19 protein-coding genes are annotated in these 19,400 nt (G+C 68.7%); 9 read left to right on the forward strand and 10 right to left on the reverse strand.

The annotated features are described in order from the left end of the window. The first annotated feature begins 4 nt into the window (after positions 1-4). The 3 genes from JI739_RS03755 (at position 5) to JI739_RS03765 (ending at position 2,473) form a co-directional block, all read left to right on the forward strand. On the forward strand, positions 5-691 hold the full coding sequence (locus JI739_RS03755) for a Bax inhibitor-1/YccA family protein (RefSeq protein WP_201682485.1): 687 nt from the start codon (positions 5-7) through the stop codon (positions 689-691). Between the two features lie 120 nt (positions 692-811). Then, positions 812-1,405, forward strand: a complete 594-nt coding sequence (locus JI739_RS03760; RefSeq protein WP_201682486.1) for a LemA family protein — start codon at positions 812-814, stop codon at positions 1,403-1,405. 6 nt (positions 1,406-1,411) lie between these two features. Then, positions 1,412-2,473: a M48 family metalloprotease gene (locus JI739_RS03765; protein ID WP_201682487.1), complete on the forward strand. Its 1,062-nt coding sequence runs from the start codon at positions 1,412-1,414 to the stop codon at positions 2,471-2,473. 9 nt (positions 2,474-2,482) lie between these two features. Here JI739_RS03765 and rlmD read toward each other — a convergent pair whose 3' ends face one another. Genes rlmD through ispD form a run of 4 tightly spaced genes read right to left on the reverse strand, consistent with a single transcriptional unit; the run spans position 2,483 to position 5,939 of the window. Beyond that, positions 2,483-3,892 (reverse strand): 23S rRNA (uracil(1939)-C(5))-methyltransferase RlmD, encoded by a 1,410-nt coding sequence (gene rlmD, locus JI739_RS03770; protein WP_201682488.1) that lies wholly within the window; start codon positions 3,890-3,892, stop codon positions 2,483-2,485. Between the two features lie 31 nt (positions 3,893-3,923). Then, positions 3,924-4,709: a 3'-5' exonuclease gene (locus JI739_RS03775; RefSeq protein WP_201682489.1), complete on the reverse strand. Its 786-nt coding sequence runs from the start codon at positions 4,707-4,709 to the stop codon at positions 3,924-3,926. A 25-nt stretch (positions 4,710-4,734) separates the two neighbouring features. After that, positions 4,735-5,217: a 2-C-methyl-D-erythritol 2,4-cyclodiphosphate synthase gene (ispF, locus tag JI739_RS03780; protein WP_201682490.1), complete on the reverse strand. Its 483-nt coding sequence runs from the start codon at positions 5,215-5,217 to the stop codon at positions 4,735-4,737. After that, entirely contained in the window at positions 5,214-5,939 is a 726-nt protein-coding gene (ispD, locus tag JI739_RS03785; protein WP_201682491.1) for a 2-C-methyl-D-erythritol 4-phosphate cytidylyltransferase, read from the reverse strand. The genes ispF and ispD overlap by 4 nt, the downstream gene beginning before the upstream one ends. Positions 5,940-6,000: 61 nt before the next feature. Between ispD and mfd the strand changes: the two genes are divergently transcribed. Continuing rightward, entirely contained in the window at positions 6,001-9,465 is a 3,465-nt protein-coding gene (gene mfd / locus JI739_RS03790) for a transcription-repair coupling factor (RefSeq protein WP_201682492.1), read from the forward strand. A gap of 181 nt (positions 9,466-9,646) precedes the next feature. Here mfd and JI739_RS03795 read toward each other — a convergent pair whose 3' ends face one another. Then, the gene (locus JI739_RS03795) at positions 9,647-10,465 is read right to left on the reverse strand and encodes a hypothetical protein (RefSeq protein ID WP_236589046.1); all 819 of its coding nucleotides are present in this window, start codon (positions 10,463-10,465) and stop codon (positions 9,647-9,649) included. A gap of 200 nt (positions 10,466-10,665) precedes the next feature. Between JI739_RS03795 and JI739_RS03800 the strand changes: the two genes are divergently transcribed. Next, positions 10,666-10,809, forward strand: coding sequence for a hypothetical protein (locus JI739_RS03800; protein ID WP_201682494.1), 144 nt, complete (start codon positions 10,666-10,668; stop codon positions 10,807-10,809). 27 nt (positions 10,810-10,836) lie between these two features. Continuing rightward, complete coding sequence (locus tag JI739_RS03805; protein ID WP_201682495.1) at positions 10,837-11,289, forward strand: SRPBCC family protein; 453 nt, start codon at positions 10,837-10,839, stop codon at positions 11,287-11,289. Between the two features lie 2 nt (positions 11,290-11,291). Here JI739_RS03805 and JI739_RS03810 read toward each other — a convergent pair whose 3' ends face one another. After that, on the reverse strand, positions 11,292-12,320 hold the full coding sequence (locus tag JI739_RS03810; protein ID WP_201682496.1) for a hypothetical protein: 1,029 nt from the start codon (positions 12,318-12,320) through the stop codon (positions 11,292-11,294). Between the two features lie 173 nt (positions 12,321-12,493). Here JI739_RS03810 and serB point away from each other — a divergent pair, with 173 nt between their 5' ends. Then, the gene (serB, locus tag JI739_RS03815; RefSeq protein WP_201682497.1) at positions 12,494-13,216 is read left to right on the forward strand and encodes a phosphoserine phosphatase SerB; all 723 of its coding nucleotides are present in this window, start codon (positions 12,494-12,496) and stop codon (positions 13,214-13,216) included. 77 nt (positions 13,217-13,293) lie between these two features. On the opposite strand, the gene JI739_RS03820 is transcribed toward serB, so the two are convergent. Further along, on the reverse strand, positions 13,294-14,043 hold the full coding sequence (locus JI739_RS03820) for a hypothetical protein (RefSeq protein WP_201682498.1): 750 nt from the start codon (positions 14,041-14,043) through the stop codon (positions 13,294-13,296). A gap of 29 nt (positions 14,044-14,072) precedes the next feature. Further along, positions 14,073-15,656 carry an alkaline phosphatase D family protein gene (locus tag JI739_RS03825; RefSeq protein ID WP_201682499.1) on the reverse strand — a complete coding sequence of 528 codons (1,584 nt, stop codon included), beginning with the start codon at positions 15,654-15,656 and terminating at the stop codon, positions 14,073-14,075. 116 nt (positions 15,657-15,772) lie between these two features. On the opposite strand from JI739_RS03825, the gene JI739_RS03830 reads away from it, so the two are divergent. Continuing rightward, positions 15,773-16,435 carry a CDP-alcohol phosphatidyltransferase family protein gene (locus JI739_RS03830; RefSeq protein WP_236589047.1) on the forward strand — a complete coding sequence of 221 codons (663 nt, stop codon included), beginning with the start codon at positions 15,773-15,775 and terminating at the stop codon, positions 16,433-16,435. A 25-nt stretch (positions 16,436-16,460) separates the two neighbouring features. On the opposite strand, the gene JI739_RS03835 is transcribed toward JI739_RS03830, so the two are convergent. Together JI739_RS03835 and trxC are read right to left on the reverse strand one after the other, a co-directional pair. Continuing rightward, a complete protein-coding gene (locus JI739_RS03835) occupies positions 16,461-17,093 on the reverse strand; it encodes a hypothetical protein (RefSeq protein ID WP_201682500.1) in 633 nt (210 codons plus the stop codon). A gap of 32 nt (positions 17,094-17,125) precedes the next feature. Beyond that, positions 17,126-17,575 carry a thioredoxin TrxC gene (trxC, locus tag JI739_RS03840; protein ID WP_201682501.1) on the reverse strand — a complete coding sequence of 150 codons (450 nt, stop codon included), beginning with the start codon at positions 17,573-17,575 and terminating at the stop codon, positions 17,126-17,128. A gap of 214 nt (positions 17,576-17,789) precedes the next feature. Between trxC and JI739_RS24770 the strand changes: the two genes are divergently transcribed. Then, positions 17,790-19,337, forward strand: coding sequence for a beta propeller repeat protein (locus JI739_RS24770; RefSeq protein WP_290428767.1), 1,548 nt, complete (start codon positions 17,790-17,792; stop codon positions 19,335-19,337). Positions 19,338-19,400 lie beyond the last annotated feature (63 nt).

The following is a 19,400-nucleotide window of genomic DNA, read 5'->3' on the forward strand; positions in this document are numbered from 1 at the left end:
GCACATGAACGAAAGAGTGCAACCCGTAGGCTACGGCTACGCCCAGCCCGTGGCGCAGCGCAACAAGGTGCTACGCAACACCTACTGGCTGCTGACCCTGAGCCTGCTTCCCACCATCCTCGGCGCCTGGCTGGGGGTGGCCACCGGCATCACCGCCGGCCTGTCCGGTGGGCTCGGGCTGATCGTGTTCCTGGGGGGCGCGTTCGGCTTCATGTACGCCATCGAGAAGACCAAGAACTCCGCCGCCGGCGTGCCCGTGCTGCTGGGGTTCACATTCTTCATGGGCCTGATGCTCTCGCGCATCATCGGCATGGTGCTGGGCATGTCCAACGGCACCAGCCTGATCATGACCGCGGCTGGCGGCACCGCAGGCGTGTTCTTCGTCATGGCCAGCCTGGCCACGGTGATCAAGCGTGACCTGTCGGGCATGGGCAAGTTCCTGTTCGTGGGTGCCTTGGCCATCGTGATCGGCGCGGTGATCAACGTGTTCGTCGGCTCCACGGTCGGCATGCTGGTGATCAGTGTCATGGCGATCGGCGTGTTCAGCGCCTTCATCCTGTACGACCTCAAGCGCATCATCGATGGCGGCGAGACCAACTACATCTCGGCCACGCTGGCCCTGTACCTGAGCATCTTCAACGTGTTCCAAAGCCTGCTGGCACTGCTGGGCCTGACCAGCGGCAACGACTGAGGCGACACAGCCCACCTGCAAGAAGGGGCCTCCGGGTCCCTTTTTTCATGGTCCCGCGAACTTGTGCAGTAGCATCCCGCGGCTTACCCGATGGACAGAAATCTCGAGAGGATCTGGACGATGTGGAACTCGCCGTGGCTTCTATGGGGGCTGTCCCTGCTGGTCCTCCTGGCCTGGTCGACGATGACCTACAACCGCCTGGTCCGATTGCGCAACGCCATCGTCAACGCGCTGGGGCAGATCGATGTGCAACTCAAGCGCCGGCACGACCTGGTGCCCAACCTGGTCGAGGTGGCCCGCAAATACCTCGAGCACGAGTCGCAAACACTCGAAGCGGTGATCGCCGCCCGCAACCAGGCGCGCCAGGTGACGCACTCGCCCACCGCACCCCTGGACGCGGCAGCCGTGGGCAGCCTGATGGGTGCGGAGCAGGCGCTCGGCGGTGCGCTGGGCCGCCTGTTCGCGGTCGCCGAGGCCTACCCCGAATTGAAAGCCGACCGCAACATGCGGGAACTCAGCGAAGCGATCGCGAGCACCGAGAACCGCATCGGCTTCGCCCGCCAGGCCTACAACGACCAGGTGCTGGCGTTCAACGACGCCGCCGGCCAGTTCCCGGCCCTCGTCGTCGCCGGGATGTTCGCGTTCCGGCCAGTCCCGATGCTGGAGTCCACCAGCAGCGACGCCGAGCGCCAGGCGCCCCAGGTGCGGTTCTAAGTAGCCGTGCTGATCTTCGAGTCGCAGCGCCAGGCGCGCGGCCAGACGCGGCGCCTGCTGGTGATGTTCGGCGTCGCCATCGTGCTGCTGGTGCTGGCCGTCAATGCGGCGCTCGCGCTGGCATGGGGCCTCACCTGGTCCTTCTGGATTCCCGGCGGGTTCTCGCTGCCGCGCTATTTCGTCGAAGTGAACACGGCCGTCACCGTGCTTTACGTATTCGGCGGCTGGTGGGTGGAGACCTCCCGCCTGTCCCATGGTGGCGGTGGGACGCTGGCGCGGCTACTGGGCGCACGACCCGCGCAACCCAGCGGCATCGAAGCCGAGCAGCGCTTGTGCAACATCGTGGACGAGATGGCGATCGCCTCCGGCATGCACCCGCCCGCCATCATGGTGCTGGCCCGCAAGGACGCCATCAATGCCTTCGCCGCCGGCTGGGACGAAAGTGATTCCGTCGTGGTCGTCACCGAGGGCGCGCTGGAGCACCTCACCCGTGACGAGTTGCAGGGCCTGGTCGCGCATGAACTCAGCCACATCCGCGAAGGCGACACCCGCCTGAACATGCGACTGGTGGGCATGGTCTTCGGGCTCGAGCTGCTGTACCGCCTGGGCCAGGACCTGTTCGAGCCCGACGAACGGGATCGCCGGCCCGCCCCTGCCCTGCTGGGGCTGGCCCTGATGGCGGCCGGTTGGCTGGGCTGGGTGGCCGGCCATGCGCTGCAGGCCGCGGTGGCGCGCCAGCGCGAATACCTGGCCGATGCCCGCGCGCTGCAATGGACCCGCAGCCGCGATGCCATCGGCGGCGTGCTGCGCAAGATCGCCATCCAGCAGGACAAGACCACGCAGCCGCGAATGGGCTCGATGGTGCAGCACATGCTGCTGGTGGGCACCGAGGCCGGCGCGCTGGCCGCGTGGTTCGACCCACACCCACCGCTGAAGGAGCGCATCCGGCGCATCTACGGTCGACACATGCCGCCGCTGCCGCTCGGCCGGCCGGCCGAAGAGACGGCTCCGCCGCCTCCCACTCCTGCTCCACGGGCCGAGGACGCCGCAGCCTGGACGCTGCAGTGAGCCGGCCTGCTACTCGCCGGACCGCTCGAACACGGCCATCGACTCCACGTGCGCCGTGTGCGGGAACATGTTGACCACGCCGGCCGCCGTGCACCGATAGCCCGCCTGGTGCACCAGCAGGCCGGCGTCGCGCGCGAGCGTCGCGGGATTGCAGCTCACGTACACGATGCGCCGGGGCGCGCGCCAGCCGGGCGCGGTCGTGGGGTCCTGGTGCAGGTCGGCCAGGGTCTTGACCAGCGCGAACGCGCCTTCGCGCGGCGGATCGACCAGCCACTTGTCCGCCGTGCCGTCCTCCAACAGCTGCGCTGGCGTCATCTCGAACAGGTTGCGCGCGACGAAGCGGGTGGGCGAGCGCACCGCGCCTTGATTGCGCACCAGGTTCTCGCGTGATCGCGCCACCAGGGCTTCGCTGCCTTCGATCCCCAGCACCTCACCGGCCTGCGTGGCGATGGGCAGTGTGAAGTTGCCCAGGCCGCAGAACCAGTCGATCACCCGCTCATTCGGCCGCGCGTCCAGCAGCCGCAGCGCGCGCGAGACCAGCACCTGGTTGATGAACGGGTTGACCTGCGTGAAATCGGTGGGCCTGAAGGGCATCACGATGCCGAACTCCGGCAGCGTGTACGCCAGCTCGGGGCCGGCATCGAGCAGGTGCACCGTGTCCGGCCCCTTGGGCTGCAGCCACCACTGCACCGCGGGGTGCGCCTGGCCAAAGGCACGCAGCCGGGCCAGGTCGCCTTCGCTGAGCGGCTCCAGGTGGCGCAGCACCAGCGCGATCACCGGCCGCGTCGCGTCGGCCGCGTCCACGCCGCAGGCCAATTCGATCTGCGGGCAGGTCTCGATCGCGTCCATGCTCCCCACCAGGTCGCGCAGCGGCAACAGCAGCGCGCTCACCTCGGGCGGCACCACGTGGCACTCGCGGATGTCGGCCACGTAGCGGCTCTTGCGCTCGTGGAAGCCCACCAGCACCACGCCCTTCTTGCGCACGTGCCGCACCGAGAAGCGGGCGCGCCAGCGGTAGCCCCACCACGGTCCCTCGATAGGCCGCAACAGGGTCTCGGCCTTCACCTTGCCCAGGTGCCAGAGGTTGTCTTCCAGCACGCGCTGCTTGATGGCGACCTGGGCCGCGCCGTCCAGGTGCTGCATCTTGCAGCCGCCGCAGGCGCCTTCGTGCAGGCCGAAGTGCGGGCAGCGCGGCTTCACGCGCTGCGAGGACTCGCGATGGATCTCGGTGAGAGTGGCCTGCTCCCAGTTGTTCTTGCGCCGGCGCACCAGCGCCGACACGGTTTCGCCCGGCAAGGCGCCCTCGATGAACACCACCTTGCCGTCTTCGCGCCGGGCCACACCCTGGGCCTCGATGTCCAGCGCATCGACCACCAGCCGGTCGGGCGCGCTGGTGGCCTGCTCTGCTTGTTTCGTCATGGCCCGATTGTCTCAGGCGCCCCCGCCTGGATCAGCGCCAGGCGGCCAGGTACTCCTGCCAATGCGCCTCCTGCGGCGCCAGCCCGGCGAGCGTCGATTTCACCAGCTCGATCTCCTGCTCGTACTCGGCTTCGGTAAAGCCGCCGCGCATCTTCTGGAAGCGGCAATACAGCAGGTAGGTGTTCATCACGTCGGTCTCGCAATACCGACGGATCTCCTCCAGCTGCCCTCCCAGGAATGCCGTGTAGACCTGCGAGCCGTCCATGCCCAGCTTGCCGGGAAAGCCGCACAGCTTGGCCATGGCATCGAGCGGCGCGTTGGCCCGCGGCTGGTACATCGCCAGCAGGTCCATCAGGTCCAGGTGGCGCATGTCATAGCGCTTGATGTAGTTGTTCCACTTGAACTCGCGGTCGTCCTCGCCCATGTCCCAGTACTTGCACGCCGTGACGCCGTGGCGCAGGCCGCGCCAGTGCAGCACCGGCAGATCGAAGCCGCCGCCGTTCCAGCTCACCAGCTGCGGCACGTGCTTTTCCAGCGTGTTGTAGAAGCCCTGGATCACCTTGGCCTCGCTGGCGTTGTCGCGGTCCACGAACGAGTGCACCCGCAGCCCTTCGGCGTTGCGGAACACCACGCTGATCACCAGCACCCGCTGCAGGTGGTGCGGCATGAAATCGCCCTGTCCCTTCTCCCGCCGCGGCTGCAGCCAGGCCTCCAGCACCTGCTCGTCGGAGGCGTCGGCTGGCGCGTCCTGCAGGCAGCGCAGGCCGGCCACGTCGGGGATGGATTCGATGTCGAAGACGAGGACGGGCCAGGCCATGCGGTGTATTCCCAAGGAAAGGTGTTCAGTCGACGGCGTGCAGCAGCACCACCGCGCGGGCCTCGATGCTGCGGCCCTCGCCCACGGGCCCCATCTTCTCGGCCGTCTTGGCCTTCACGTTCACCTGCGCGGGCTGCAGCTGCAGCACCCCGGCGATGCGCGCGCGCATCGCCTCGATGTGCGGAGCGAGCCTGGGTGCCTGCGCGATCACGGTGCTGTCGAGGTTGAGCACCTGCCAGCCCTGCGCGCGCACCCGCGCCGCCGCCTCGGCCAGCAGCACGGCCGAATCGGCGCCGCGAAAGCGCTCGTCGGTGTCGGGGAAGTGGCGGCCGATGTCGCCCAAGCCTGCGGCGCCCAGCAGCGCGTCGGTGATGGCGTGCAGCAGGGCGTCGGCATCGGAGTGCCCCGACAAGCCCTTGTCGTGGGGAATGCGGATGCCGCCGAGGATCAAGGCGCGGTGGTCGACCAGCGCGTGCGTGTCCCAGCCTTCGCCGATGCGGATATTCATGGAGCGGTCCTTGCGTCCATCGCGAGGATGGACTCGGCCAGGGCGAAGTCCTCCGGCCAGGTGAGTTTGAAATTGCGCGCCGCGCCGGTCACGAGCAAGGGGGAATGCCCGGCCTGCTCGATGGCGCTCGCCTCGTCGGTGACCTGGCTGCCGGCCGCTTCCAGGGCCTGCAGCAGCAAGCCGAGCCGGAACATCTGCGGCGTCTGCGCCAGCCAGTGGCCCTCGCGCGGCACGGTGGCCGCGACGCGGCCTTCGTGCGAGCGCTTGAGCGTGTCCGCGAGCGGCAGCGCCAGCAGGCCGCCCACGGCGTCGTGGGCGCAGGCGTCGATGAGCCGCTCGATCAGCGCCGGCGTGACCAGGCAGCGCGCCGCGTCGTGCACCAGCACCCAGTCATCCGCGCCAGCACCGCCCTCGCGCAGTGCCCGCAGGCCGTTGCGAACGGTCTCGGCCCGGGTGCCCCCCCCGCAGGCGGCCCGCACGATGCCGGGCTGGCCCTGCAGCGTACGGTCATCCGGGGCGACGACCACCATCACGGTCTGCACGCGCGGCACCCGCGAGAAGGCAGCCAGGGTATGCGCCACCAGCGTTTGGCCGGCGATCACCTGGTACTGCTTGGGCTGCGCGGTGCCGGCGCGGCTGCCGCTGCCGGCGCAGGGGATCAGGGCGTGGATGCGGCCAGGCGTGGCGGGGGTGGGCGAGGAGCTCATGAGCGGGTCAGGCATTCTAGAATCCCGCGATTCACACCCCTCGCCCCACCGGCGCGGGGTGTTTGCCATTTGCACCATGGACCTTCCCAAGCTCACTCCCGGCAAGCGCTTCACCCTGCCCCGTCCCATCGGTTCGGCCGATGCCCTGCTGCTGGCCCGGCTGTCCGAGCGCGAAAAGGCCGCGGGCCGCCGGGTGGCCGTCGTCACCGGCGAAGCGACCGACGCCCAGCGCCTGCTCGACGAGATGGCCTTCTTCGCGCCGGATCTGCGCTGCTGCCTCTTCCCGGATTGGGAGACGCTCCCCTACGACACGTTCTCGCCCCACCAGGACCTGATCAGCGAACGGCTGGCCACGCTCTGGCGCATCTCCGAAGGCGAGGCCGACGTGGTGGTCGTGCCGGCCACCACCGCGCTGTACCGCCTAGCGCCGCCCTCCTTCCTGGCCGGCTACACCTTCCACTTCGCGGTGCGGCAGAAGCTGGAAGAAGCCAAGCTCAAGGCGCAGCTCACGCTGGCCGGCTACAGCCACGTCACGCAGGTGGTGGGGCCTGGCGAGTACGCGGTGCGCGGCGGTCTGATCGACCTGTTCCCCATGGGATCGCCGGTGCCCTATCGGGTCGACCTGTTCGACGACGAGATCGACTCCATCCGCACCTTCGACCCCGACACCCAGCGCAGCCTGTACCCCGTGCCCGAGGTGCGCCTGCTGCCCGGCCGCGAGTTCCCGATGGACGATGCCGCGCGGGCGCGCTTTCGCAGCCGCTGGCGCGAACTGCTCGAAGGTGATCCGACCAAGAGCCGCATCTACAAGGACATCGGCAACGGCGTCGCCACCGCCGGCATCGAGTACTACCTGCCCCTGTTCTTCGAGGACACGGCCACGGTGTTCGACTACCTGGGTGAGTCGGCCACGATGGTGCTGCACGGCGACCTGGAGCCTTCGTTCCAGCGTTTCTGGCAGGACACGCGCGACCGCTACCGGTTGATGCAGGGCGATCCGGAGCGGCCGGTGCTGCCGCCCGAATCGCTGTTCCTGTCGTCCGAGCAGTTCTACTCGCGCGCCAACGACTATCCGCAGCTGGGCCTGAAGGCCGGATCACGGGCCGAGGGCGACCTCACCGCGCACCCGGAGTTCGCCCCGCTTCCCGACCTCTCCGTGGCCCGTGGCGCCGAGGAGCCGCTGGCCCGGCTCAAGCAGCACCTGCAGGCCGGCCGTCACCGCGTGCTGGTGCTGGCCGAATCCGATGGCCGCCGCGAGAGCCTGCTGGACTTCCTGCGCGCCAGCCAGGTCTCGCCGCCCGCCTTCGACTCGCTGGCGGAGTTCGAGGCCAGCGACGAGCCGCTGGGCATCGCCACCGCGCCTCTCACGCAGGGCTTCGGCTGGACCGAGCCGGCGATCGACTTCGTCACCGAGACCGAGCTTTTCGCCGCTGGCGCCACCGTGCGCAGGCGCCGCAAGCAGGAACAGGTGAGCGACGTCGAGGCGTTGATCAAGGACCTGTCCGAGCTGAATATCGGTGACCCGGTGGTGCATGCGCAGCACGGCATCGGCCGCTACCGCGGCCTGATCCACATGGACCTGGGCCAGGGCAACACCGAGATGCTGCACCTGGAGTACGCCGACAAGGCCACGCTCTACGTGCCGGTGAGCCAGTTGCACCAGATCAGCCGCTACACCGGCGTCTCGGCCGACGAGGCCCCGCTGCACAAGCTGGGCTCGGGCCAGTGGGACAAGGCCCGGCGCAAGGCCGCCGAGCAGGTGCGCGACACCGCGGCCGAGTTGCTCAACATCTACGCCCGCCGCGCCGCCCGCGAAGGCCACGCCTTCCGCTTCTCGGCGCAAGACTACGAGGCCTTCGCCAACGACTTCGGCTTCGAGGAAACCGCCGACCAGAACGCCGCCATCCACGCCGTGATCCAGGACATGGTGTCGCCCCAGCCCATGGATCGCCTGGTCTGCGGCGACGTGGGCTTCGGCAAGACCGAGGTCGCCCTGCGCGCCGCCTTCGTGGCCGTCACCGGCGGCAAGCAGGTGGCCTTCCTCGCGCCCACCACGCTGCTGGCCGAACAGCACTACCAGACCCTGGTGGATCGTTTTTCGAAATGGCCGGTGAAGATCGCCGAGATGAGCCGCTTCCGATCGCAGAAGGAGATCACCGCGGCGGCCAAGGGCCTGGCCGATGGCAGCGTGGACATCGTGGTGGGCACGCACAAGCTCTTGTCCGGGTCCATCAAGTTCAAGAACCTGGGCCTTCTCATCATCGACGAGGAGCACCGCTTCGGCGTGCGCCACAAGGAGCAGATGAAGGCGCTGCGCGCCGAGGTGGACGTGCTCACCCTCACCGCCACGCCCATTCCGCGCACGCTGGGCATGGCGCTCGAAGGCCTGCGCGACCTGTCGGTGATCGCCACCGCGCCGCAGCGGCGCCTGGCCATCAAGACCTTCGTGCGCAGCGAGAGCAACGGCATCATCCGCGAGGCCGTGCTGCGCGAGCTCAAGCGAGGCGGCCAGGTCTACTTCCTGCACAACGAGGTCGAGACCATCGCGAACCGGCGCGAGCGCCTGCAGCAGTTGCTGCCCGAGGCGCGCATTGCGGTGGCACACGGCCAGATGCCCGAGCGTGAGCTGGAACGCGTGATGCGCGACTTCGTGGCCCAGCGCTTCAACGTGCTGCTGTGCTCCACCATCATCGAGACCGGCATCGACGTGCCCACGGCCAACACCATCGTGATGAGCCGCGCCGACAAGTTCGGCCTGGCGCAGTTGCACCAGTTGCGCGGCCGCGTGGGCCGCAGCCATCACCAGGCCTACGCCTACCTGCTGGTGCCCGACGTGGAAAGCCTCACCAAGCAGGCCGCGCAGCGACTCGACGCGATCCAGCAGATGGAGGAACTCGGCTCGGGCTTCTACCTGGCCATGCACGACCTGGAGATCCGCGGCGCGGGCGAGGTGCTGGGCGAAAACCAGAGCGGCAACATGCTGGAGGTGGGCTTCCAGCTTTACAACGAGATGCTGGCCGAGGCGGTGCGCAGCCTCAAGGCCGGGAAAGAGCCCGACCTGCTCGCGCCGCTGTCGGTCACCACCGAGATCAACCTGCACGCACCCGCCCTGCTGCCCGAGGACTACTGCGGCGACGTGCACCTGCGCCTGTCGTTCTACAAGAAGCTCGCCACGGCCAGGACGCCCGACCAGATCGACGGCCTGCTCGAAGAGATCGTCGACCGCTTCGGCAAGCTGCCACCGCAAGCGCAGAACCTGATCGACGTGCACCGGCTGCGCGTGCTGGCGCGACCTTACGGCGTGGTCAAGGTGGACGCGGCCCCCGGCGTGATCCACATCACCTTCAAGCCCAACCCGCCGGTGGACCCGCTGCGCATCATCGAGCTGGTGCAGAAGAACCGGCACATCAAGCTGGCCGGCAACGAGAAGCTGCGCATCGAGAAGGAACTCAAGGAGCCGCGCGAGCGGGTGCAGATGGTGCGTGACGTGCTGCGCTCGCTGGGGCAGCCGAAGGTGGCGGAACCGGAAGCCACCGCCTGATCAGGGGGCTGGCCAGCACGGGCATTCAAGGCGCATCTCAGTTGAGGGTGTACGCGTCGAAAGGCGCCGGCGCCGGCACCACCGCGTTAGCGCGCGCCGCCAAGTATGGCGCCATCCTCGAACCCGAGCCGTATCGCGAGAGCCTCTGGTTGATGAGCCCCATCCCGGTTCGCTGGAAGCTTCATTCGTCCATCAGGGATGACGCGGCGGTCGCGGCCGGTGCGGCATCAGGAGCGAAGTTGGCCGTGAAAGTGTGTTGGGCCAACTGCTGCATATCGGGTTGCGGCGCGAGCGATCCGAGGTGGTGGCGAGCGTGTTCCCATCGCGCCTTCCCGCTCTCGTCCAACGGACCGCAGCGCTGGATATGGTCGATCACCAACTTATCGAGCAAACCCACCGCAATCGGATTGTTGGAAGTCTGGGGGGTCGCAGCAGCCTTGAGCTCATGGGGCGACCTGTCGGGTGCAGAAAGCGCCGCCAGCTTCTCCGGTGTGCAATGAAAACGCACCGCCTTCCTGGGAGTCTTTGGCGGCATGCGGCCAGGCGATTTCGCGGGTGATCTCACCGCCGGCGACTGGGATACCGAAGCGGGTGCCACGTGCGGTTGAGCCGCCCCTTTCGAGTCGACGGGCCGCCTCGCAACCCGACCGCTCTTGACATACTCCTCGAGGGCCGGCTCCTTCAGGAGACCGGCGTACCCGGCTGCCTCTGCTGCCACCAGGCGCTGAACGATCCTGACCGGCACTTCACCGCTCAGAATCCCGACCACCCGGTCGCGCAATGCTGGCGCCTCGATGCTGTCCAGGATTCCCACCTGCCGCAAGCTCGTCCCCAAGGCTCCCTGGAACTCATGCTTTGCATTGCTGGCCGCCTCGGCTGCCCGGCCGGACTGCACGAGACGAGCCTGCCCCCTTCTGCAGCAACCAGGCGATTGACAAGCCAGGACCAGCGACGGGTTGGTTGAAGGAGTGATGCCGTATGCCGAAGCAAACTGCTGCATGGGATGGGGGGACGAAGCTTGCATGAGCGCTTTCAATCGAAGGTGAACGGGGCCACCAACTGAAGAGCCGGGCCGGGCGCTTCGTAACCCTGCCTTCTAGAAAGTTTCGTGCTGCTGTTCACGGCACCCGGACGCACGGGTGGGCGACCTGATGGAAGATCGTCAACCGCTTTGGTCAAGACTGCACGCAAGGTGTGCCCGTGAACTTGCTGCGCCAGGGGGTCCGTGAAGAGGCCGCCGCCTGGGCTGTCGCCAACAAGACCGGTGGGCCGGTTCTTCGACCGGCGTCCTACTTCATCCAGGCGCTGCCGCGGGCGGAGCCCAAGGCAGCCAACCCGGCGTAGCATGCGGCCGTTCTACCCGGAGGCCCCATGCCCCAGACCCTGCGGTTTTCCATCGTCATCGAAGCCCCACGCCGGCGGGTGTGGCGCGCCATGCTGGCCCCCGACTCCTACCGTGAATGGACGCGCGCCTTCTGCGAAGGCTCGTACTACGAAGGCTCCTGGGAACAGGGCCGCACCATCCGCTTCCTCGATCCGAACGGCAACGGCGTGGTCTCCGAGATCGCCGAACATCGAACGTTCGAGCGCATCGCCATCCGGCACCTGGGCGGCGTGGCGGCAGGCGTGGACGACACCGAAAGCGAAGCCGTCCGCGACTGGGCCGGCGCCTTCGAGACCTATGACTTCACCGATGAGGGTGCCGGCACCCGGGTGAGCATCACCACCGACGTGCCGGCCAAGTACGAAGAGATGATGCAGCGCCTGTGGCCGGCCGCCCTGGCGCGGCTCAAGGCGTTGTGCGAGGCGCCGGCTTCTACCTGAAGTCAGCCCCGCGAGCCGCTGCCGAAATGAAGCTGGAAGAGGTGATAGACCTGCGCCGAATCTTCCAGCGCAGCTTCCGGGGTCATCGCAAGTTGCCGGACTGCCACGTCCAACTTGGATGTGCGCTGCTCAGGACTGAGCGTGTCCAGCGCCCCCACCCGGTGTTCCACCAGGCTGAGAAAGCTGCTGACCGCGGCTTGCTTCGCTCGGTTGGCCTGCAGTGCTGAGTGCCGTCCCCTGTAACCCGCTTCAAGCTCGGCCCTGGCCGGCGTGATATCCGGCTTGCCTGCGGCCTGCTTGCCGTCGCGAGGAGCGAATGCCGGAGTCTTCGCGGAGCCGGGCGCGGCGGATGCTGCGGCAGCTGCCGCTCGAGGCGGCGTATGGACGACGACCGGGGGGTCCTTGAGCGCGTCCAGCTTCGCGATGTCGGGTGAGTGGATGCGGACCGGACCTGAGTCGCTTGCAACTGCCGCACGCGATAAATGGGGTGCGCCGGGTGTCGCCTGCCGAGGCCCGTCCGCCAGCGTACGCGTCACCATCTGGGTCGGTAACCTCGCAGCAGCGGCAGCTGGCGATTTCGCGTTGGAGGCCGGTTGCGCCAGGCACACGTCTTTGGAATCGCGGGCCCTCTCGAGGGCGGGAACCGGAGCCTCGACGTTCACGGGCACCGGCAGTCGTCCGTCCGACAGATATCTTGCGAGCGACCACATTTCGGTGAGTCCGGCGTAGTTTGTCTTCTCGGCGTCGACCAGGCGCTGCACGAGAACGACGGGCACCTCACGGTTCTTCAAAGGCTGGACCACCCGTTCGACCAAAGCCGGGGTTTGGATCGTGTCCCGCCGTCCGACCTCACGCAGGCTGTTCCACAACTCTTTCTGGAATTCATGCGCCGCATCGGCGGCACCGCGAGCCTGGCCGGCCTGGACGAGACGCGGCCCCCCTTTGCTGAAGCAACCCGACGGCTGCCGAGACAAGACCAGCGAACCGCTGGTTGCGGAGGTGATGCCGTATGCAGACGCGAATTGCTGCATGGGAGGGAGGGACGAAACTTGCATAAAGCCTGGCTTGTACGGTGATGGAAACGCCGGACCGGAGGGCCGGGCCGGCCACTTCGTAACCCGCATCGCCACAAAGTTTCAGCCTGCCCGTCGACCGGTCCGGCCTTCACCGGACCGGTCAGCCTGGCGAGGGAGAATCACCCTCCATGAGCACCCAAGACCCCCGCACGTTCAGCCCCGGCCTCGTGGTCCGTGGCTTCACGCCGCCGCTGTCGCTGCGCGACTTCGGCCTCATCGCCTTCGACATGGACTCCACCCTCATCAACATCGAGTGCGTGGACGAGATCGCCGATGCGGCCGGCCGCAAAGCCGAAGTGGCGGCCATCACCGAAGCGGCCATGCGCGGCGAAATCGCCGACTTCAAGGACAGCCTGCGCCGGCGCGTGGCGCTGCTGAAGGGCGTGCAGGAGGAGCACCTGCACCACGTGTTCACCCAGCGCCTGCAGCTCAACCCCGGCGCCACCGCGCTGGTGGACGCCTGCAAGGCCGCCGGCCTGAAGACGCTGCTGGTTTCGGGCGGCTTCACCTTCTTCACCGACCGCGTGCGCGACCGCCTGGGCATCGACTTCGTCCGCTCCAACGTGCTGGAGATCCAGGACGGCGGACTGACCGGCCGCCTGGTGGACCAGGACTGGGGCGACATCTGCGACGGCGCCGAGAAGCGCCGCATGCTGCTGGCCACCTGCGAGCAGCTGGGCATTCCGCCGAGCCGGGCCATCGCCGTGGGCGACGGCGCCAACGACCTGCCCATGATGGGCGCCGCCGGCCTGTCGGTGGCCTACCACGCCAAGCCCAAGGTGCGCGAGCAGGCCATGGTGTCCATCGAACAAGGCGGGCTGGACCGGCTGCTGGAGGTGGTGCGCCCCTGAAGCGGCGGCGCGGGGGGCCGCTGCTGCGGATGCTGCTCTTGGACCCGGTGCGTCACCCCTGCCTGGCAGGGTGCGCTTCACTTCAGGTCGTACCGCTCGAGCAGCCAGGGCACGGATTCGGCGCCCATGAGCCTGAGGTGCCACACCGCCTGGTTCAGGAGGTTGGGCGAGCTGGGCGCAAGCGGCACCCGCAACTCATCAGGCCGGTGCTGCGCGACGTGGGCGATCAGTTGCTCGAGCAATTCTCTCCTGTGGGTGCCTTCCTTGAAGACGGACCAGGAGGCGTAGTGGCGGAGCACCTGATCGAGGCTCGCCTGTGTGGCGCGAGGCAGGAACGCCTTGAAGCTGCTCTCCTCCCACTCATGGAGTCGCCGGACATCGCGCACGCGGATCCCCGCCGCCGGGTTCGTGCAGTCCAGGTGGCCAAGGATTCGGTCCGCGAGAACGCCGGCACGCGTGGCGTCATCGCTTACCGAAGGCACCCGCGCCTGCACGCTGAGCTGCAGGGCACTTCGAACCATTTCGTAGGCAAAGGCGCGATGCTCAGTGCGCGAGCGCTTCTCGCCGGCGCGGTTGCGGGTGTTGACGTGGGCGTTGCGACCGCCCGCGTGCACCCGAAGGTCACCATCATTGGGCGTGACGCCGGAGATCTGGAAGGTGCCTTGCAAATCCCCGATGGAGCGGGGCAAGGAGGGTGCACCAGCGGTGCTTCGGCAACAGAACATGGAAAGGCGTCGGGTGGGTTGAAAGGTGGCAAGCGGAGCGCGATGGCGGCCGCGGCGCTCATCGGTGACGGCAACCCCGCCGCGGTTCACCGAAATCCGCACTATTGCGTCTCAACGACCCGTCGTGCCCATCACAGCCGCTCGATGCGCGGCTCGCCCGGACGGACGCCGAACGCGGCCAGCGTTTCGATGCCGGTGTCGGGCCGGGTCACGTCGCTCACCACCCGCAGGCGCGTGGTGAGCCCTCCCGGCGTGAAGTCGCATACGCCGTAGCCCCGGCGATACCCGTCGGCAAACACGAAGTGCGGGTTCTCGGCCAGCCGCTGGGCCACGCGGTCGGCGCCGCGCGCGCGAGAGGTGATGCTGGTGCCGCAGAACTCGACCCCGACGTTCGCGCTGTCGGGACGTTCGTAGTCGGCCTTGATGTGGCCGACCCAGTTCTCGTGCACGTCTCCGCCCAGGAACACCGGGTTGGACACGGCGTGTCGGCGCAGTCCGTCGAGCATGCGGCCGCGTGCCGCCGGATAGCCATCCCAGCCGTCGTTGTAAAGCCGTTCGCCGGGGCCCGGCAGGTTGTCGCGCTTGCCGAACAAGCCCTGCTGGCCCACCACGGTCCACAGGCCCTTGGCGTCGGCCAGCGTGGCGTCCACCCACTGCTCCTGCGCGGCGCCCAGCAGGGTGCGCGAGGGGTCGTGCAGCGCCGCGCAGGAGCCGGGATCGATGAGGCTGCCTGCCCCGTGGCTGCTGCGGCAGGCCTGCACGTCACGCCACTGCCGTCCATCCAGCAGCACCAGGTCGGCCAGTGCACCGAAGCGCCAGCGGCCGTGTACCTGCACTTCGAGCGCACCTGAACTGGCACGCGACAGCGTCGAGACACGCACCGGCATGTGCTCGTACCAGGCCTGGTAGGCCGCGTTTCGGCGGACCATGAACTCCTGCACCTGGTTGAAGCCCAGCGGCCGCGAGTCGCCGGGAATGAGCCCTGCGTAATCGTTCTGCACCTCGTGATCGTCCCAGGTCAGCAGCCAGGGACAACTCGCGTGCATGGCCTGCAGCGCCGCGTCACTGCGGTGGAGTGCGTGGCGTTCGCGGTATTCGGCCAGCGTGCGCACCACGGTCACGCTGGGGTGGCTGCGCACCGCACCGAAGGCCGTGGGGTATTCGTAGATGTAGTCGCCCAGGAACAGCACCAGGTCGGGCTGTTCCTCGCGCATGTGGCGGTAGGCGCCGTAGTAGCCGTGGTCCCAGCGCTGGCACGACGCATACGCCAGGCGCAGCCGGTTCACCGGCGCCCCCGGCGCTGGCAGCGTGCGGGTGCGCCCGACGGTGCTCACCTGACCCCCGGCGATGAAGCGATAGAAGTACCACCGGTCCGGCTCCAGCCCCGCGACCTCGGCGTGGACGCTGTGGGCCAGCGCCGGCATGGCCAGCGTACTGCCGCGCCGGGCGACGCGGCTGAAGGCTTCGTCATGCGCCACTTCCCAACGCACCGGCACCGGGTCTTCGCCGATCGAATCGAACCAGCCCGGTGCCAGCAGGCGGGTCCACAACACCACCGAATCGGGCCTGGGCGCGCCGCTGGCCACGCCGATGCCGAAGGGATCGAAGCCCCAGCCGGGACTTGCATGCGCGCCGCGCGGCAGCCAGCTGCCCGCAGCCATCGCGGCGGCCAGCCGCAGCAGCTGGCGCCGCTCGTGTCCAAAGGGTTCGCTCATTGGGCGCGCACTATAGCAACGGCCCGTGCTGGCGGCGGCGCGCGTCGGCGCGGGACGACAGCATGGCCGGCCCGCCTCCGACCTCGGGCGCGACGGCGCGTGCCTATGGTCGTCGCATGGCATCTTCCGGCCCGTCCGCACCCGAACCGTCGCAACCGCGCCCGACTCACCCGCGGCACTTCTCGATGCTGCGCGAGTTCCACCTGGCGGACTTCTTCACGTTGGGGAACGCCGCTTGCGGCATGGGCGCCGTGCTGCTCGCGCTGAGCTACATGGCCAGTGGCCAGCTCTCGCACTTCCTGGTCGCGGCCGCGCTGGCACCGGCGGCGCTGGTGCTGGACGTGCTGGACGGGCGCATCGCGCGCGCGCGCCAGCAGCACTCGCCGCTGGGCCGCGAACTCGATTCGCTGGCCGACATCATTTCCTTCGGCGTGCTGCCGGCTGCCTTGGGCTTCGCGGCGGGCTTGCGCGGCGGCTGGGATGTCGTGGCGCTGATCTACTTCGTCTGCTGCGGGGTGAGCCGCCTGGCGCGCTACAACGTCACGGCCGAAAGCCTGAGCGCCGGCGCGGCCAAGGTGAGCCACTTCGAGGGCACTCCCATCCCGACCAGCGTCGTGCTGACGGCGCTGCTGGCCCTGCTGGCCTGGCAGGGCCGGATCGGCGAGCAGATCTGGGGGGGCACCTGGCAGCTGGGCTGGCAGCTTCATCCCCTGGCGCTGCTGTTCGCGCTGTCGGGCAGCCTGATGATCAGCAAGACCCTGCGCATCCCCAAGCCGTGATGACCCCGCTCGAGGCAGGGCCCGATCAGAGGCCGCCCGTCTCGGTGGGCTTGAAGTCGTCTTCGGAGCTTTTCCTGTCACTGAGCGCCGCGTCGCGGATTGCGAACAGCGCCTTCAGGTCCGAGGCCAGGTCGTCGTCGTCTGCCGCGGTGCCCAGGTCCCCTTCGGCTGCCACCGCGGCGAGCGTCGTGGTCGCGGCGGCGATGCCGGTCGCGGCCACCGGCGCGCCGCCTTGTCCTTCGCGCCACGCCGCGGCATCGGGCATGGCCACCTGGCCGGACGGCTCATCGCATTCGAACTGCCAGGCCACGCCGCGCAGCCAGTCCGTCGAACGCGGATCGAAGCGCTCGAGCGCCTGCTTGAAACTCGCCTGGAAGGCCGGCACGTAGGCCAGCAGGCGGTCCTGCCCGCCCCGCACGATGAAGGTCACATAAGTGCCGGTGCTGCGGCTCGACTGCACCAGGCTGAGCGTGCGGCACTCGATCCACTCGGTGGGAATGCCGTGCCGCCGCATGGTGTCGCGCAGCACCACGTGGACCACCTCGCGCCGCGGGACGCTGCGTGAGTTGGTGGAGGACTCCTCGCTGTCCTCGAACCGGGACACCGAGGGCGGCGGCGGCGCGGGCTTGTCACCGAAGAGGCGTTTGAGCAGGCTCATGCGAGGAATTATGGCTGGGCTGCCGTCGCTGGCTAGGCCCTCGCGGGCAGCTGGGCCCGAGTCCAGGCCACGATGTCGCCCGCGCGCGTCAACGCACCCGGCTGCCGCGCGACTTCGCGGCCGCCGACGAACAGGGCCAGGGTCGGAATGCTCCGGATATTGAAGCGACCGGCCAGCTCCGGCTGGTCTTCGGTGTTGACCTTGGCCACGCGCACCTGCGGCTCCAGCAGGCCAGCGGCCTGCTCATAAGCCGGGGCCATCGCGCGGCACGGTCCGCACCACGGAGCCCAGAAATCAACGAGTACCGGCAACTCACCTCGCCCGGTCGTGCGATCGAAGCCCTGCGCGTCGAGCTCCACGGGACGCGCGGTGAAGAGGGCCTGCTTGCAACGGCCGCAATCCGGGGCGCTGCCGAGCTGCGCCGTGCGCACGCGGTTGAGGGTCTGGCAGTGGGGGCATACGACGTGGGTGAGGTCGTCCATGCCAGGCAATTTAGCGCCATTGCCGGGCACATCAAGCACAGCGCCGAGCCGTTACAGAACCACGGTCGCGCAGTGGGCACAGGCTGATCCGAGCACGGCCGGTTTTCCTACACCCGCATGCTCTTCTCGTGAAGGGCATCACGCGGGTTGGCTCGGCAGCATGGTGACGGTCCGCAACACGGATCAACCGATCGCAACCCTGGAGACCGACCACATGCCCATCCCGATCAACCCCTCGCCGGTTCAAGCCGCCATTGAAGCAACCCTGCCGAAGAAGACGCTGGCAGATGTCACGCGACTGTTCCGTCATCCACTCCTCGTCCTGTCCACTGCGGCCGTGCTGACCGCCTGCGGTGGTGGCGGCGGCGACGACGTCGTGCAGATCGACCCGCCGGCCCCGGCCCCGGCTCCTGCGCCCGGACCGGCTCCTGCCCCAGGGCCAGCCCCCGCACCCGCACCCGCACCGGCTCCCGCCCCCGCGCCCGCTCCGGGCGTGACCACCGTCACCACGCTGTCGCAGCAGATGGAAGCCAACGGCTCCTACATCGTCGCCGCCACTTCGCCGGGCACGGTGGACCTGATCCTGCCGGCCGCCCCGGCCGAAGGGAACACCGTGAGCATCACCGCCCAGGGTGCGAACGACTGGCGTGTCGTGCAGAACGCCGGCCAGTTCATCGACACCACCGGCCTGGTCGGTGATCGCACGCTCGGCTCGGCCCTGACCGCCATCGCGGCAAGCCCGACCGCTCGCTGGTGGTACGGCGACACCTCGGCCAACGGGCAGGTGATCCTGGCGGTGTCCAACCAGTTCGTGAACGACGCTGGAGGCGGTGGTGGTCTCGGCAACGGCGAACTGCGTGTGTCGCGCGATGGCGGCGCGACCTGGGACGCCGGGGTCAACCCGATCGCGGGCGGCACGGCCTGGTCCGCGGTGGACGTCTCCCCCGATGGCCAGCACATGATCGCGGTCGCGGCCAACGCCGGTATCCATGTGAGCCACAACGCCGGCCAGACCTGGAGTGTGGCTACAGGCAGCGCGGGCCCGATCTACCTGGGAGCGACGACGTCCGCGGACGGCACGCTCATGGCCGCCGTCTCCATCGACGGCGCGCTGGTGCTGTCGTCCGACAGCGGCGCCAACTTCGCTGCCCCGGCCGGCGCCAGTGGCCTGCCTGCCGGCGCCACCTGGCAGGGCATCGACAGCTCCGCCAACGGCCAGATCCTGGTCGCCGTTTCCAAGAGCAACGGCGTCTACCGCTCCGACAACGCCGGTGCCACCTGGACACAGGTCGCGGGCCTGTCGGCCAGCGGCGACTGGTACCGGGTTGCCATGTCGGCTGACGGCCAGACCATCGTGGTCGGCGAAGAAGGTGGCGTCACGGCAATCTCGACCGCCGGTGGCGCATTCACCGCCGTGCCCGGTGTCGCGGATGTGAACCACATCAGCGTCTCGGCCGACGGCAGCGATATCGCCATCTCGACCAACTCGGGCGTCGTGCTCCGGACGGCCGGTGGAGCCTTCGCACCGGTCGCCGGCATCACGGGCAACACCCGCTTCGCCGCGGTCTCCGACTACGGCAATGCGATGGTGGTCGGCCAGAACCTGGCCGCGGGCCCGAGCCAGCTGCAGCTGAGCCTGTCCGGCACCACGGTGGGTTCGACCGGCGGCATCGTCGGCAACACCGGCGAGAGCCTCACCCTGGTCTACACGGGTGGCCGCTGGGTCGTGCAATCGTCCACGGGTGACTTCACGGTCCAGTAAATTCACCGGCACAAGGGCGTCGTCCTGAAGGCGCCCGCTGACCTGGCCCGGTGATCGGGTGGT

This window comes from Ramlibacter aurantiacus, assembly GCF_016722895.1.
In the GTDB taxonomy this organism is placed as follows: domain Bacteria; phylum Pseudomonadota; class Gammaproteobacteria; order Burkholderiales; family Burkholderiaceae_C; genus Ramlibacter; species Ramlibacter aurantiacus.